Annotated in this window: 21 protein-coding genes; all 21 read right to left on the bottom strand. The window is 63.1% G+C overall.

Annotated features, from left to right (window positions below):
- Nucleotides 1–6: 6 nt before the first annotated feature.
- Nucleotides 7–258, bottom strand: a complete 252-nt coding sequence (locus tag H156_RS0101865) for a hypothetical protein (protein WP_017364707.1) — start codon at nt 256–258, stop codon at nt 7–9.
- A complete protein-coding gene (locus H156_RS0101860; protein ID WP_017364708.1) occupies nt 251–1,963 on the bottom strand; it encodes an AAA family ATPase in 1,713 nt (570 codons plus the stop codon). The genes H156_RS0101865 and H156_RS0101860 overlap by 8 nt, the downstream gene beginning before the upstream one ends.
- 30 nt (nt 1,964–1,993) lie before the next feature.
- Nucleotides 1,994–2,227, bottom strand: coding sequence for an FmdB family zinc ribbon protein (locus tag H156_RS0101855; protein ID WP_010959625.1), 234 nt, complete (start codon nt 2,225–2,227; stop codon nt 1,994–1,996).
- Between the two features lie 20 nt (nt 2,228–2,247).
- Nucleotides 2,248–2,496 (bottom strand): BolA family protein, encoded by a 249-nt coding sequence (locus H156_RS0101850; protein WP_017364709.1) that lies wholly within the window; start codon nt 2,494–2,496, stop codon nt 2,248–2,250.
- A 5-nt stretch (nt 2,497–2,501) separates the two neighbouring features.
- Nucleotides 2,502–2,834: a Grx4 family monothiol glutaredoxin gene (gene grxD, locus H156_RS0101845; RefSeq protein WP_010959623.1), complete on the bottom strand. Its 333-nt coding sequence runs from the start codon at nt 2,832–2,834 to the stop codon at nt 2,502–2,504.
- A 151-nt stretch (nt 2,835–2,985) separates the two neighbouring features.
- Nucleotides 2,986–3,294 carry a 2Fe-2S iron-sulfur cluster-binding protein gene (locus tag H156_RS0101840; protein ID WP_017364710.1) on the bottom strand — a complete coding sequence of 103 codons (309 nt, stop codon included), beginning with the start codon at nt 3,292–3,294 and terminating at the stop codon, nt 2,986–2,988.
- 55 nt (nt 3,295–3,349) lie between these two features.
- Complete coding sequence (locus H156_RS0101835; RefSeq protein WP_017364711.1) at nt 3,350–3,838, bottom strand: hypothetical protein; 489 nt, start codon at nt 3,836–3,838, stop codon at nt 3,350–3,352.
- Nucleotides 3,839–3,851: 13 nt separating this feature from the next.
- Nucleotides 3,852–4,178: a (2Fe-2S) ferredoxin domain-containing protein gene (locus tag H156_RS0101830; protein ID WP_010959620.1), complete on the bottom strand. Its 327-nt coding sequence runs from the start codon at nt 4,176–4,178 to the stop codon at nt 3,852–3,854.
- A gap of 103 nt (nt 4,179–4,281) precedes the next feature.
- Complete coding sequence (nifW, locus tag H156_RS0101825; RefSeq protein ID WP_017364712.1) at nt 4,282–4,620, bottom strand: nitrogenase stabilizing/protective protein NifW; 339 nt, start codon at nt 4,618–4,620, stop codon at nt 4,282–4,284.
- A 46-nt stretch (nt 4,621–4,666) separates the two neighbouring features.
- Nucleotides 4,667–5,821, bottom strand: a complete 1,155-nt coding sequence (nifV, locus tag H156_RS0101820; protein WP_017364713.1) for a homocitrate synthase — start codon at nt 5,819–5,821, stop codon at nt 4,667–4,669.
- A gap of 8 nt (nt 5,822–5,829) precedes the next feature.
- Complete coding sequence (fdx, locus tag H156_RS0101815; protein ID WP_010959617.1) at nt 5,830–6,168, bottom strand: ISC system 2Fe-2S type ferredoxin; 339 nt, start codon at nt 6,166–6,168, stop codon at nt 5,830–5,832.
- Nucleotides 6,169–6,170: 2 nt separating this feature from the next.
- Nucleotides 6,171–8,030, bottom strand: a complete 1,860-nt coding sequence (gene hscA / locus H156_RS0101810; protein WP_017364714.1) for a Fe-S protein assembly chaperone HscA — start codon at nt 8,028–8,030, stop codon at nt 6,171–6,173.
- Nucleotides 8,030–8,563 (bottom strand): Fe-S protein assembly co-chaperone HscB, encoded by a 534-nt coding sequence (gene hscB, locus H156_RS0101805; protein ID WP_010959615.1) that lies wholly within the window; start codon nt 8,561–8,563, stop codon nt 8,030–8,032. Before hscB ends, hscA begins: the two co-directional genes overlap by 1 nt.
- An 11-nt stretch (nt 8,564–8,574) precedes the next feature.
- Complete coding sequence (gene iscA, locus H156_RS0101800; RefSeq protein ID WP_010959614.1) at nt 8,575–8,898, bottom strand: iron-sulfur cluster assembly protein IscA; 324 nt, start codon at nt 8,896–8,898, stop codon at nt 8,575–8,577.
- A gap of 26 nt (nt 8,899–8,924) precedes the next feature.
- On the bottom strand, nt 8,925–9,311 hold the full coding sequence (gene erpA / locus H156_RS0101795) for an iron-sulfur cluster insertion protein ErpA (protein ID WP_010959613.1): 387 nt from the start codon (nt 9,309–9,311) through the stop codon (nt 8,925–8,927).
- Nucleotides 9,312–9,336: 25 nt separating this feature from the next.
- Entirely contained in the window at nt 9,337–9,756 is a 420-nt protein-coding gene (iscU, locus tag H156_RS0101790) for a Fe-S cluster assembly scaffold IscU (RefSeq protein ID WP_010959612.1), read from the bottom strand.
- Nucleotides 9,757–9,797: 41 nt separating this feature from the next.
- On the bottom strand, nt 9,798–11,009 hold the full coding sequence (locus H156_RS0101785) for an IscS subfamily cysteine desulfurase (RefSeq protein WP_017364717.1): 1,212 nt from the start codon (nt 11,007–11,009) through the stop codon (nt 9,798–9,800).
- Between the two features lie 351 nt (nt 11,010–11,360).
- Nucleotides 11,361–11,978: an MT-A70 family methyltransferase gene (locus H156_RS0101780; protein ID WP_238536820.1), complete on the bottom strand. Its 618-nt coding sequence runs from the start codon at nt 11,976–11,978 to the stop codon at nt 11,361–11,363.
- Between the two features lie 13 nt (nt 11,979–11,991).
- Nucleotides 11,992–12,792 (bottom strand): BglII/BstYI family type II restriction endonuclease, encoded by an 801-nt coding sequence (locus H156_RS0101775; protein WP_017364719.1) that lies wholly within the window; start codon nt 12,790–12,792, stop codon nt 11,992–11,994.
- A 128-nt stretch (nt 12,793–12,920) separates the two neighbouring features.
- Nucleotides 12,921–14,189 (bottom strand): ATP-dependent Clp protease ATP-binding subunit ClpX, encoded by a 1,269-nt coding sequence (clpX, locus tag H156_RS0101770; protein WP_026597564.1) that lies wholly within the window; start codon nt 14,187–14,189, stop codon nt 12,921–12,923.
- 83 nt (nt 14,190–14,272) lie between these two features.
- A partial coding sequence (locus tag H156_RS0101765; RefSeq protein WP_026597563.1) for an ATP-dependent Clp protease proteolytic subunit occupies nt 14,273–14,790 on the bottom strand: 518 nt, incomplete at its 5' end.

Below are 14,790 nucleotides of genomic sequence, written 5' to 3'. Positions count from 1 at the left end.
GTTCCATTACACCAGCCGGTCCGGCCAACGGTATCCGGCGTCCGCTTCGAATTCCAGGTAATGAATCCTGAAATGCTCTTCCATCCTTTCGGCTTCGGGAAGGCTGCCTTCCCGCTCCGGGTACAGCGCCAGCAGCGCGCTGCGATGTGCGGCCCAGGCCTTGAGCAGCGCCCGGCGGGCCGCCTCCGCCGTGGCGCCGGCCCCTCGGAACATGAAGTGATGGGTGTTCATCTCTGCGACGACGAAACGTTCACCCATCGCGGTCCCCTTCAGCCATCCCGAGATCCATGCCGCGGAAGATCGAGCAGCGCTTGAACACCTCCAGGCTGGGCGCGGCCTGCTTGTGCGAGCAATATTTGGCCACCAGTTTGGCCAAGCCTTTGATATCGCGTCCCGTGGCAGCCGGAAAAGCGTCCGCCAGTTGGCCGATCAGGGCCTCGTCCACCGCCAGTGCGAACTGCTCGGTCATGACCCGCCAGATCTTGCAGCGGTCCTCCCGTTCGGGCGGATGGAACTTGATGAGGGCGATGCAACGGGAGACGATGGCCTCGTCGATGTCGTCCACCCGGTTGGTGGTCAGGAACAGCAGGCCGTTGAAATATTCCAGCACCCGCAGGAACACGCCGACCACCGCGTTCATGGTGATGTCGTCGTCGCGGCGCTTGATGTAGACATCCGCCTCGTCGATCAGCATGACGGCGCCCCAGCGCTGCGCCCGGGTCAGCACGTCCTTCAGCGAGGTTTCCATCGCCGCCACGTTGAGACCGAGCTGACCGGAATGCACCCGGTACAGCGGACGCCGGATGATCTCGGAATAGACCTCGGCGGTGAGGGTCTTGCCGACGCCCGGGGGACCCGCACAAAGCACGGTGGTGCCGCCGGACTTGCCAGCCACGATGTCATCCATCAGCACGTCCATCTCGGCGGTGAGGATGTCGATCAGGTCGGTCTGCTCCTCCGGCAATACCAGCTTGCGCTTCAAGTCCGGCCGGTATTCGTAGGGAGCGATGTCCTCCACATGCACCCACAGATAATGATGCAGCTCCAGATGGAACATCAGGATGTAGGGATGCACCGGAAGCTGGGTGAACAGCCCTTCCGGCATCGCGTCCTGCAACTCCTGGACTTCATCCTCGGCGTCGTAGCGGTTGCTTTTGGCCGCTTTGCGCAGATACGGCCCCAGAATGTCGCCCGTGGCATCGAGGGTCAGCGCCCGCTGGGTGAGGATGCCTTCGTCGTTCACCAGCCGAGCGCTGCCACCGCCCGAGGACAGCACCACCACATCCTTGCGCGACCAGTCGGTGTCGCGGTGGGTGGCGGCCGGATCCTCGGCGTAGAAACCGACACCCTGCCCTGCAAACTGGGCGCCGTAGCGGGCGCGCCAGTCGAAATAGCGGGCGGTGATGCGATCGTAGTCGTCGATCAGCGCGGGCGTCTCCTTGAGGAATCCCTTGGCGGCGAAGATCTCCCCCACGGTGCGCCCGGCGACATCGCTGGCGGTGATCCGCAGCGCGACCGTGGCGAGACTGCCCTTGGCGTTGGCCTTCAGTTCGATGATGATCTTCCCGGTCTCGTCGTTCGATTCCGGAATGTAATCGAGCCGGGTGACGACGTAAGGCAAGGGCCGGTTGGTGACGTTGGCCGTGAACACCCAGCCGCGAATGGCATCGGTCGCGAGATAGCGGGCGATGGCGGGCACCGCCTGCTCCAATTCGTTCGCCTCGAAGCGTACCCCATCGTCGTTGAGCGCTTTTTGCAGTACCGCAATCTCTACCGCCCGCTGCTTCAAGTCCGGACCGGCCTCCTCGTACAGGTTGCGCAGGAAATTGACCTCGGCATTCTCCAGCTGGGCGAAGGCGATCTCCGCTTTGTTCCCGAACCGCAGCTGGTCCTGCAGCCCTGCCAGACGCGGGAACTCGGTGACCATGGCTTCGACATAAGGCTTTTCGATCTGAAGTTTCACGGCACTGCCCTCGCCCCAGGGTTCGATGGGTCATTTCAAGCGCGGACGCTCGGACGGTTTGTAATTGCTGAAGTGCCCCTCCCTGGCGGCCTGGGCACGGGCCTTCTGGATCAGTCCGGGCGTCTTCATGTGCGGCGCGATCTGAGCCAACTGCTTCTCCATGGCGCCGCTGCCGCAATGCGGGCAGAGCGGCGTGTCACTGGCCTTGATGAGCAATTCGGTGGTCTGGCCGCAGTCGCGGCAGTGGAAATCGTATAACGGCATGGCTCGTCTCCTGGTTGAACTCAAGCGGAACCGGCCTGCCGACTCCATTCCGCCGGCGTGTAGACCTTCATGCTGATGGCGTGCAAGGCGCCGGTGGACAAGGGCTCGCTGACGGCGGCCAGGACCCGTTGCTGGCGCTTTACGGGGCTGAGCCCCTCGAAGGCCTCGCCGATGACCACTACGGAGAAATTACAGCCCTCGCCTTCCACCCGGACTTCGCAGCCGGGGATACCCGCTTCGATGAGGGTGCGGACTTCGTCGATTTCCATGGACTCTAGCCTTGCGCCTGACCGGCCGCGGCCGCCTCGAGGAGGGTCTTCAGCTCACCGCTCGCCGCGAGTTCGCTGACGATGTCACTGCCGCCGACCAGCTCACCGCCGACGAAGAGCTGAGGAAAAGTCGGCCATTGCGATACGCTCGGCAGCGTCTCCCGGATCGAGGGGGCCGCCAGGACGTTCACATAGGCGAACGGTACGCCGGCCGCCTGCAGGCAGGACACGGCCTTGGCCGAGAAGCCGCACTGCGGCATCTCCGGCACGCCCTTCATGTAGAGAAGGACCGGATGTTTGGCGATCTGGTCGCGGATGGTGTCTTCGATGGTGCTCATGGACGTGCCTCTGGGACTGGAAGGAAATTTTCGCCCTCACCCCTCCTTCCGGGACGATGCCGCCCAATCGCCAGTCGCTTCGTCCCCGGCAGGGGATGATGGCTGAGATTTCGCCGGCTTTCCCGAAAGGAGAAGGTGTGGAACGCACTACTTACAGGCCGGACGCGAAGCCCAGCAGTTCGACGGTGATGTCCTCCTCGCCGGTGACTTTGGCCTGACACGCCAGACGGGACTTGGAACCGACGCCGACGATGGTGTCGAGCCGGGCGTTCTCTTCGGCGCCGATCCTGGAAACGCTCTTGCGCCCCGCCTGCACGAAGATGTGGCAGGAGCCGCACTGCGCGTTGCCTCCACACTTGTGCATGATGGCCTCGCCGGCTTCCATGATGAGTTCGAGCAGGGATGCGCCTTCCCGGGTCTCGACGGTTTTTCCGGAAGGCTGGATGGTCAGGATAGACATGTGACGTCCTCTCAAGTGTGTGTCTTGGTGGGTGTAAAAAATTCCAAAAGTCCGGTCAGGCCGCGCTCCCATCCGCAAAGGCCCGGATCACGGAGGCGCCGACACTGTCGGTCCGGTCCAGTTCGCCCAGCTTGGCCAACAGGCGTTCGCAGTCTTCCCTGTCGCCCCTGCGCAGGCGGATGAAGGCCAGCGCCTTGAGCGAGAACAGGTAGAAATGCTGCGGCGCGTCGTAGCGCTGCCAGTCGACGGTGGCCGGCGTCAATGCCTCGATGTCGTTCGGAAAACCGCCTTGCAGCGCCGCCGCCTCCAGCGCCATCCGCACGACCCGCTCGGCATCGGCCAGGCGTCCCTTGTAGAAATAGAATTTGTACATCGAGAAATAGACCGACAAGGCCTCGGGCGCCGCGGCGTGCGCCTGCCGCAAGTAGGCCTCGGCCTGCTCGGTGTCGGCATAGGCGCTCATCGCCTGCTCCAGGAGGACTCCCACCTGGGCGGGTACCTCGCCGGCGTAGAACGAGCGCAGGGGATCGGCGCTGGCGGTCATCGTCCGGCTCCCGTCAGCTCCAGAGCGCGGCCGGGGCGAGCAGCCTTTCGACCGGCCGGCCGTTCTTCAGATGTTCTTCGATGATCTCGGACACGTCTGCCGGACTCACCTTGGAATACATCACGCCCTCCGGATAGACCAGGACGGTCGGCCCGAGATCGCAGGTGCCCAGGCAGCCGGTGCTGGTCAGCGCGAACTGGCCGTAGAGCTGGCCGGCCTCGAACTGCTGCATGAAGGTCTGGAATACCGCCGTGGAACCGAGCTGGCCGCAGGAACCGCGCGGATGGCCGGGCGGACGGGTCTGGGCGCAGACGAAGACGTGTTTACTGGGTTTTGGCATGAAAAGTCCTCTCCTTTGTTGAATCGTCGTCGGTCCCCTCACCGGGGACCCGCGGCACTCGTCCGCACACTTTCCCTTCCCGCAGGGGGAGAAGGGCGAAATCTCAGGCCCGCTGGCCGCGCGTGGCCAGGCTGGCCTTCAAGCTGTCCAGCGAGATGCTCTTGCCATCCTGATCCTGGAACACCTTGAAGACCTTCTCCTGGGCCGCCGTGGACTTCACGAAGTCGTCGTGGGCCTGTTTCAACAGCGCCTTGCAGGTCGCCATGGCATTGGCCTCGTCCATGTCGTCCGGGACGGGGCTGCGGTTCAGGTACTGGTTGAAACGCTTCAGGATGTGCAGCCGATTGACGTGCACGACCGAGGGCTCGTATTCCACGCCGAAGAAATCGAGGAATTCCTCGGCCGCGGAAAAACTTTGTAGGCGCTGCAAAACCGGATTCATGATGATTCCTTACCCTTCAGGTTTGTTACATTGCCGGTCCCGCGTCTCAGCCGAAAAGACCCGGACGCGGCTGGAACGACACCGAGGTTTCGGCGTAGAACAGCTTCAGTTCGGTCTCGCTGGGCGGGCGCTTGGTCTGGCTGGCGTGGATGCGGATGCGCTTGAGCAGCCTGCCGGCGTCCGTTTCGCTTAGCTCGATCCCGAGCTGGCGGAAGCTCCGCTTCACCGCGTGGGTACCGGAATGCTTGCCCAGCACCAGACGGTGCTCACGGCCCAGATCCTTCGGATCCACGCCCTGGTAGTTGATGAGGTTCTTGAGCAGACCGTCGACATGGATGCCGGCCTCATGGGTGAACACGGCCTCGCCGACGATGCTCTTGTTCGCGGCCACCGGCCGGCCGGAGGCGGCCGCCACCAGTCCGGAAATCTCCGGGAAATGATCGACGGCGATGCCGGTATCGACGCCATAGAGCTGGTGCAGAGCCATCACGGTTTCCTCGATGGCCGCGTTCCCGGCCCGCTCCCCCAGGCCGTTGACCGTGGTGTTCACATGGCTCGCCCCGGCCTGCACCGCCATCAGGGTGTTGGCCGTCGCCAGCCCGAAGTCGTTGTGGGCGTGCATCTCGATTTCCAGATCGGTGGCCACGGCCAGCCGGCGGATGCGCTCGAAGGTGGACATCGGCTCCAGCAGGCCCAGGGTGTCGGCGAAGCGGACCCGCCGGGCGCCGGCCCGCTGCGCCGCCTCGGCGACCTGCAGCATGAAGTCGGGATCGGCGCGGGAGGCATCCTCACACCCGACACAGACCTCCAGACCGGTGTCCAGCCCCCGCTTCACGAAACGGTCGATGCTGGCCAACACCCATTCGCGGGTCCGGTTCACCTTGTGGCGGAGATGGATGTCCGATACCGGGATCGACAGGTTCACCCGATCGGCGCCGCAATCGGCGGCCGCCGCCAGATCCCGCTCGCACATCCGGCCCCAGACCATCAGCCGGGCCGATAGTCCCAGGCCGGCGATGGCCCGGATCACCTCCTGCTCCTCGGCGCCCATGACGGGAATGCCCACTTCCATTTCCGGCACGCCGGCCCGAGCCAGCGCACGAGCTATGGAAAGCTTTTCCTCGGCGGTGAAAGCGACGCCGGCGGTCTGCTCGCCGTCGCGAAGGGTGGTGTCGTTGATGGTGACCCGCTGTGTAACCATGGCTGGCCTCACTTGAGTTCTTTGGCCAGATTACGGCTGTAGCGTGGCAGTTCGATGACCAGGTCGGCCTTGCTCACCACTGCCTGGCAAGCCAGGCGGGAATGCGGCTCCAGTCCCCAGGCCCGGTCCAGCATGTCGTCCTCGGCGTCGTCCGCCGGGTTCAGCGATTCGTAGCCCTCCCGCACGATGACGTGGCAGGTGGAACAGGCGCAGGCCATCTCGCAGGCATGCTCGATCCCGATCCCGCCGTGGAGCAGCGCATCGCAGATGCTCTGGCCGTAGCTCGCCTTGATGACGGCGCCTTCCGGACACAGTTCGGCATGGGGCAACACCTTGATCTGCGGCATGCTCAGACTCCCAAACTCTCCAGCTTCTGGCCGGTCAGGGCGGCCTTGATGCTGTGGTCCATCCGTCGCCCGGCGAATTCCGTGCTGGCCTCGTTCAGCGCGTCGGCGGCATTCTTGATCGCCTGCCAGTCCGAGCCCTCCATTGCGCCTTTGAGAACCTGCAAGCCTTTCACCAGCACCTCGAGCTCCTGCTCGGTCAGGAGTCCACCGTCCTCGGTCAAGGCCGACTCGGTGGCCTCGATCAGACGCGCGGCTTCGACCTTCTGCTCCTGCAGCCGCCGCGCTTCCAGGTCGTCGCGGGCATGCAGATAGGAATCCTCGATCATCCGCGCCACTTCGGCGTCGCTGAGCCCGTAGGACGGCTTGACCTCGATCCTCGCCTCGACCCCGCTGGTCTGCTCGGCTGCGGTCACGTTGAGGAGGCCGTCGGCATCGACCTGGTAAGTCACCCGGATGCGCGCCGCACCCGCCACCATCGGCGGGATGCCGCGCAGCTCGAAGCGCGCCAGCGAGCGGCATTCGCTCACCAGTTCACGCTCGCCCTGTACCACATGGATGCTCATGGCGGTCTGGCCGTCCTTCCATGTGGTGAATTCCTGGGCCCGCGCCACCGGTATGGTGGTATTGCGCGGCACGATCTTTTCGCACAGGCCGCCCAAGGTTTCGATGCCCAGCGACAGCGGAATCACGTCGAGCAGCAGCCAGTCGCCGCCCGCGCGGTTGCCGGCCAGCAGGTTGGCCTGCATGGCGGCGCCGAGCGCCACCACCTTGTCTGGATCGAGATCGGTGAGCGGCGTTTGCTGGAAGAATTCGGCCACCGCCTCCCGGATGCAGGGCATGCGGGTGGCGCCGCCGACCAAGACCACGCCCTTGATGTCGTCGATGGCCAGTCCGGCGTCGCGCAGAGCCTTGCGCACCGGGGTGAGCGTTTTCTTCACCAAACCGGCGGTCAGCTCCGCAAAGGTGTCGCGGCTCAAGGTCGCCACGATCCGGGAGCCGTCCGACAGCACGGTGTCGACGGTCGCCTCCGTCTGTTCGGAGAGCCGTTCCTTGGCGGCACGGGAGGCGGTCAGGAGAAGGCTCGCGTCGCTGCTGGAGAGGCCGTTCAGCCCGCTCTGGGCGAGCAGCCAGTCGTAGACCGCCCGGTCGAAATCGTCCCCCCCCAGAGCCGGATCGCCATTGGTGGCGAGCACTTCGAATACGCCGCGGGTGAGTTTCAGCACCGAGATGTCGAAGGTGCCTCCCCCCAAATCGTAGACCGCGTACACGCCCTCGGCGGCGTTGTCCAGCCCGTAAGCCACCGCCGCCGCGGTCGGCTCGTTGAGCAGCCGGAATACCTCCAGCCCGGCGAGCTTCGCGGCGTCCTTGGTCGCCTGGCGCTGGGCCTCGTCGAAATAGGCCGGCACCGTGATGACCGCCCCCGCCAGCTCACCGCCCAGCTCCGCGACCGCCCGGTCGCGCAGGACCTTGAGAATCTCGGCCGAGACCTGGACCGGGCTGATGCGCCCGGCGCGGGTGTCGAACTGCACCATGCCCTCGCCTTCGACGAAACGATAGGGCGCGCCGTGATGGCTGGCGAGGTCGCCCAGTCCGCGGCCCATGTAGCGCTTGACCGACACGAAGGTGTTCTCGGGATCTTCGGCCTGCCGGGCCTTGGCCTCGTAGCCGACCTCGATCGCGCCGGCACCGAGGTACCGCACCACCGAAGGTAACAGAACCCGCCCTTGGGCATCGCCCAACACTACCGTCTGTTCGTCCCGGACGGTGGCCACCAGCGAATGGGTCGTACCCAGGTCGATCCCCACCGCGAGCCGCCGCTGCGGCTTCACGCCGGCGCCGGGTTCGGAAATCTGTAGCAGCATCAGTCCTCCAGCAGGGCGTGCGCCTGATCGAGATCACGTTTGAGTTTTTCCAGGAAGGCGAGCTGGCGCACCAGCACCGCGGCATCCGGATGCGATTGCTGGACGTCGAGCATGGCGCCGAGCGATTCGATCAGATGATCCATTTCCTTCTTCAGCCGGAAACCGAGCCGGTCCAGCGCCGCTTCGCTGCGGCCGGCGATGGCATCCTGCATTTCCTCCCGCCATTCGATCTGCTCCAGCAGGAACTCCGCCGGCATCGCCGTATTGTCTTCTTCCCGCGTATCCACGCCGTGGATGCGAAGCAGATAGCGCGCCCGCTCCAACGGGCGCTTCAAGGTCTGGTAGGCCTCGTTGGCGAAAGTCGCCCATTGCAGAGACAGGCGCTTTTCCACGTCGCTCAGATGGGCCGCCTTGTCCGGATGGACGCGGGCTTGCAGCTCCAGGTAATGGCTGTCCAGGACGCTCTGGTCCAGCCGGAACATTTCGGGCAACTGGAAAAACTCGAAATAGTTACGGGGCGCCATTTCGCTCATGGCCATCGCTCCTAGACGTTGAAACTCTCGCCGCAACCGCATTCATTCTTGACGTTGGGATTGTTGAACTTGAAGCCTTCGTTCAGGCCTTCCCGCACGAAATCCAGTTCGGTGCCTTCCAGATAGACCAGGCTTTTCGGATCGACCAGCACGGTGACACCGTGGCTTTCGAAACGTTGATCCTCCGGTGCCGGCTCGTCGACGAATTCCAGGGCATAGGCCAGACCGGAACAGCCCGACGTCTTGACGGCGACCCTCAAGCCGACGCCGGTACCCCGCGCCGCCAGATGCTTCTGGACCTGTGCCGCCGCTTTTTGTGTCAGTGTCACCGCCATCTCGTCCTCCTTCTGGCACACGGGTGTCAGTGAGACGAACAGCTTGCGCCGCCGTCGACCGAGAAGGAACTGCCGCAACTGCAGGACGACGTGGCGTTCGGGTTCTTGATGACGAAACGGGAACCCTCCAGCCCCTCCTGGTAATCGATCTCGGCACCCTGCAGATACTGCAGACTGGTCGGGTCGACCAAGAGGACGACACCATCCTTCTCCACTGTCGTGTCGTCCTCGTTCACGGCCTCCTCGAAAGCAAAGCCGTACTGCATCCCCGAGCAGCCCCCGCCCGATACATAGACCCGGAGCTTGAGCGCCGGATTACCTTCCTCGGCGATCAATTCGCTCACCTTGGCCGCGGCGTTGCCGGTGAATATCAATGCAGGCTCGGAAGGCGTCAGATCGACGATGCTGGTCATGGCTGTCATAACGTCGTCCTCGCCTTCAGGCGGCCGATTTGCGAATTTCGTAGCCATCATCGGCCACGCCCAGTTTGGCCTTGTAGTCCGAGACGGCGGCCTTGATGGCGTCTTCGGCCAGCACGGAGCAGTGGATCTTCACCGGTGGCAGCGCCAATGCCTCGGCGATATCGGAGTTCTTGATGGCCAGGGCCTCGTCGACGGTCTTGCCCTTGACCCACTCGGTCACCAGCGAGCTGGAGGCGATCGCCGAACCGCAGCCATAGGTCTTGAATTTGGCATCCTCGATCACGCCTTCCTCATTGATCTTGATCTGCAGCTTCATCACGTCGCCGCAGGCCGGAGCGCCGACGACGCCGGTGCCCACGCCGTCTTCGTCCTTGTCGAAGGAGCCGACGTTGCGGGGATTTTCGTAGTGGTCGATGACTTTATCGCTGTATGCCATGGTTGTTCTCCCGATTGGATGGTGAAGAGGGTGGGGCGTGTCTAATGCGCGGCGGCCCACTGAACGGTGTTGAGGTCGATCCCGTCCTTGTACATCTCCCACAGGGGCGAAATCTCGCGCAGGCGAGCGACCTTGTCCTTGATCAGGGAGATGGCGAAATCCACGTCCTCCGCCGTGGTATAGCGGCCCAGAGTGAAGCGGATCGAGCTGTGGGCCAGCTCATCACTGCGGCCCAAAGCACGCAGCACATAGGAAGGCTCGAGGCTGGCCGAGGTACAGGCCGAACCACTGGACACCGCCAGGTCCTTGATGGCCATCATCAAGGACTCACCCTCCACGTAGTTGAAGCTGATGTTCAGGTTGTGCGGCACCCGCTGTTCCAGATCGCCGTTGATGAACACCTCTTCCATGTCCGCGAGACCGGCCAGCAGCCTGTCACGCAGCCGACGGATGCGTTCGTTCTCCGCCGCCATCTCCTCGCGGGCGATGCGGAAGGCTTCCCCCATGCCGACGATCTGGTGCGTGGCGAGGGTGCCGGAGCGCAGACCCCGCTCATGGCCACCGCCGTGCATCTGTGCCTTGAGGCGGATGCGCGGCTTGCGGCGCACGTAGAGGGCGCCGATGCCCTTGGGACCATAAGTCTTGTGGGCGGAGAAAGACATGAGATCGACCGGCAGCTGCTCCAGATCGATCTCGACCTTGCCAGTGGCCTGGGCGGCATCGACGTGGAAGATCACGCCGTGTTCCCGGCAGATCCGCCCGATCGCCGCGATGTCCTGAATCACCCCTATCTCGTTGTTGACCTGCATTACCGAAGCCAGCACGGTGTCGGGCCGGATCGCCGCCCTGAAGGCGTCCAGATCCAGGAGACCGTTGGCCATCGGCTCGAGATAGGTAACCTCGAAACCGGACGACTCCAGCTCACGCATGGTATCGAGCACCGCCTTGTGTTCAGTCTTCACGGTGATCAGATGACGGCCTTTGGTCTGGTAGAACTCGGCCGCACCCTTGATGGCGAGGTTGTCCGACTCGGTCGCGCCGGAGGTCCAGACGATTTCCCGGGGATCGGCGTTGACCAGCTTCGCCACTTCCTCCCGCGCGTTCTCCACCGCCTGCTCGGCGGTCCAGCCGAAGGTATGGGAGCGGCTGGCAGGGTTGCCGAAGTTTTCCGTCAGGAATGGAATCATCTTCTCGGCAACACGTGGGTCGACCGGCGTCGTAGCCGAGTAATCGAGATAGACCGGTAGCTTCATTGGCTGTTCTCCGAGTTCGCCAGAGGGACGGGCGGTTTGCCTTGACCTCTATCTAGCAAACGCTGGGCCACTTCCGGACAAACGCGTAGCCTTTTGATTTTGCAGTGTTTTGGTCGAATACGGAGACTCCGGGGTTTGTCTCGTTTTCGACAAGGGCGGACCGGGCAAAGCGGCGGGGCATCCTTCGTGGAAGGACCGACCCGGCAAACAGGACCGGTATGGTACGGATTGGGAAGGGCTGGAGGGTCAAGACGACCCGACGAGCGCCCCGTTGTCAGGTTTGCGACAAACCGACGGAATGCACCGAACTGGTGAACGCTACACTACCGAGCGCGCTGCTTCCGCCTGGCCTCATTCAAAGGGGCAGATTTCGGCCTGCGAGTGGTTGGCATAGGTGTTCCATCTCGGGTAATAGTTTTCGTCCGCCTCGTTACCCCACACCGACCACCGATCCCGCGCACCTCGTGCGAACAGTTCCAGATACGGTCCCGGACTGCACGCCTCGATGATGCCGTACATCTCATCAGGCTTTCGCGAGTGTTCGCGCTTCCGGGTAGCCAAGAAATTCACCTGGCGACGGCCCGCCGCCAGAGTACGCGCATTTTTCCCGCGCACGCCGAACAGCACCAGCTCCGTGACGTTCCGGAAATAAAATCCGACGCCTCGGCCATCCGGACCACCGTCTTTGCGGATCTTGTGCCAGACGAGATTGGTCTTGTAGGTGAATCCCCAGGCCTCCATGACCTTCAGACCCTCCAGCAGCAGGGCATTCGGCACCCACAGATACAGGTGCGCTGTGTCGGCCGTTAGCCGCTCCACCGGTAATCCCGCGATTGCCTCGAGGCTCATCGTGCCGTAACGGTTCAGGCGCTTGTGCTCCGGCGCCATTTTGCCCGTGCGGTTCTGAAACTGCCACGGCGGATCGGCGAGGATCGTCCTGAAACGTTTGTCGCCGAGGCGCTCGAGCAAATCGGCGGCGGGATCAAGCGTGTTCTCTGTCATATTCTTCCCAGTCCGTTATAAGCTTGGGTGTAATGCCAACGGCCAAGACCGGGCAACCGCCGTGCCGTCCGGCATTCAGCCGGTACAGCAGCTTGCCCATCCATGTCGTGCTGGCGCCGTATTTGGACTTGATGAGTTTGGGCCGGCCTTTGCCGTCGAGCCTGGGATTTCCGTCGCGATCCAACTCCGGGCCCAATTTTTCGAAAACCGTATTGAGCGAAGCGCTGCGCGTCAGAAGAACCGCCGCGTCGATCAAATCGCACTCATGGAACGCGCGGAAAGCATAGAGATCACGATCGAATGTCTGATCCTTGCTGTTCCATTCCAGATCGAACGCGACACGATTCTTCACGTAATCCACCTTGTGTCCATCGAGAAAATTTTCACGGGTGATGTGCTCGACGCTGCAGCCCTTTTTTCTGAGCGCCTCGATTCCGTCAAGTGCGTCTCCCTCATCTCCCTCGCCATCGTCCTCCAATCCGAGGACTTTTCCGCCCGATCCTGCCACCTTGGTAATGAGAAGATCGCCCTTGATCCGCGTTTCCATCCAGCCTTTGGCGCGCAGCAGCCCGGAAACCCGCTTCGGTATGTCCGACTCATTACCACCCGGCTTGCGAATGTCGGCCAGGCTCAGCCGAAAGGCGCTCAGCGCATCGATGATTTCGTGAAACTCCTCCGGACAACCCGTCGCCAGCACTTGCGCCGCATTGCGATAATTATGGATCTCATAGAGCGTCCGGATATCTTCAGGAATGAAGGAGTCAATGGGATTCGCGCTCATCGGGAGATATCGTTCGACGTCGTAGATTCAACCCAGCCTGCGGGGGTGACATCTTACACCCGCATACGACACCACCCTAGGAAAATGAAAGGCCAGGTCGCCCTGGCCTTTCTTCCATTGCCGGCCCGCTAGGCCGAAACGCGCTGCCTCTCTACGCTGCGGTACACCCTATGAGGCTCGGCTTCGCCACGGATCACCTTCGCGTCGATCACGACCTTCTCGACATCCTCGGCAGAAGGTAATTCGTACATGGTATCGAGCAGTGCATGTTCGATGATGGTCCGCAGGCCGCGCGCGCCAGTCTTGCGCTCCATGGCGCGCCGGGCGATGGCTCCGAGGGCCTCCGGCAGGATTTCCAGCTCGCAGCCTTCCATTTCGAACAGCCGGGCGTACTGCTTGACGAGGGCGTTTTTCGGCTCGGTCAGGATGCTGACCAGTGCCGCTTCGTCGAGTTCCTCGAGCGTCGCCACGACTGGCAGGCGGCCGATGAACTCCGGTATCAGACCGTAGCGGATCAGATCCTCGGCCTCGACGCCCGCCAGGATCTCCCCGACATTGGTGTTTTCCTCCTTGCTTTTTACCTCGGCGGAAAAGCCGATGCCGCTCCTTTCCGAACGGGAGCGTATGGTCTTGTCGAGGCCGGCAAAGGCGCCGCCGCAGATGAACAGGATGTTGGCGGTGTTGACCTGCAGGAACTCCTGCTGTGGATGCTTGCGCCCACCCTGCGGCGGCACCGAAGCGACGGTGCCCTCCATCAATTTGAGCAGGGCTTGCTGCACGCCTTCCCCGGACACGTCGCGGGTGATGGATGGGCTGTCGGCCTTGCGGGAAATCTTGTCGATCTCGTCGATGTAGACGATCCCCTGCTCGGCCTTTTCCACGTCGTAATCGCAGGCCAACAGGAGCTTCTGGATGATGTTCTCGACGTCCTCGCCGACGTACCCGGCTTCGGTGAGGGTGGTGGCGTCGGCGATGGTGAAGGGGACGTCCAGCACCCGCGCCAGGGTCTCGGCCAGCAGAGTCTTCCCGGAACCGGTCGGACCGATCAGGAGGACGTTGCTCTTGGCCAGCTCCACATCGTTCCTGAAGGTTCTGGCCTTGAGGCGCTTGTAATGGTTGTACACGGCGACCGAGAGGATGCGCTTGGCCTTCTCCTGGCCGATGACGTATTGGTCCAGAATCGCCTTCATTTCCTTCGGCTTGGGAAGGCCCTCCACGCACCCCGCCTCGCTGCCCTGCAACTCCTCGCGGATGATGTCGTTGCACAGCTCGACACATTCGTCGCAGACGAACACGGCGGGGCCTGCGATGAGTTTCCTTACCTCGTGCTGACTCTTGCCGCAGAACGAGCAATACAGCAGCTTGCCGGACTCTCTGTTTTTCCTGTCTTCGTTCATGGCGCTTGACTCCCCGGGTTGGGAACGGTGTTTGGCTGTCACTCACCCATTGACTGGCGGGCCGTGCGCCGGATCGCGGCCGCTCAGGCCGCGCCGGATGCGCGACTCACGAGTACTTTATCGATCAGGCCGTATTCGACCGCGTCGTTTCCGCCCATGAAGTTGTCGCGATCGGTGTCGATCTGGATCTTCTCGATGGGCTGGCCGGTATGATGGGCGAGAATCTTGTTGAGGCGGTCGCGCACCGCCAGAATCTCCCGGGCATGGATGTCGATGTCCGAGGCCTGCCCCTGGAATCCCCCCAGCGGCTGGTGAATCATGATCCGCGAATGCGGCAGGCAGTAGCGCTTGCCGGCCGCGCCCCCGGCCAGCAGCAGTGCCCCCATGCTGGCGGCCTGGCCGACACAGAGGGTGCTGACGTCCGGCTTGATGAACTGCATGGTGTCGTAAATCGCCAGTCCCGCCGTCACCAGCCCGCCGGGGGAGTTGATGTAGAGATGTATGTCCTTGTCGGGATTCTCCGATTCCAGGAACAGCAACTGCGCGATCACCAGATTGGCCATGTAGTCCTCGACCTGGCCCACCAGAAAAATCACGCGCT

This window comes from Methylococcus capsulatus str. Texas = ATCC 19069 (assembly GCF_000424685.1).
GTDB classification, from domain to species: domain Bacteria; phylum Pseudomonadota; class Gammaproteobacteria; order Methylococcales; family Methylococcaceae; genus Methylococcus; species Methylococcus capsulatus.
This window is presented reverse-complemented; position numbering and strand designations above follow the sequence as displayed.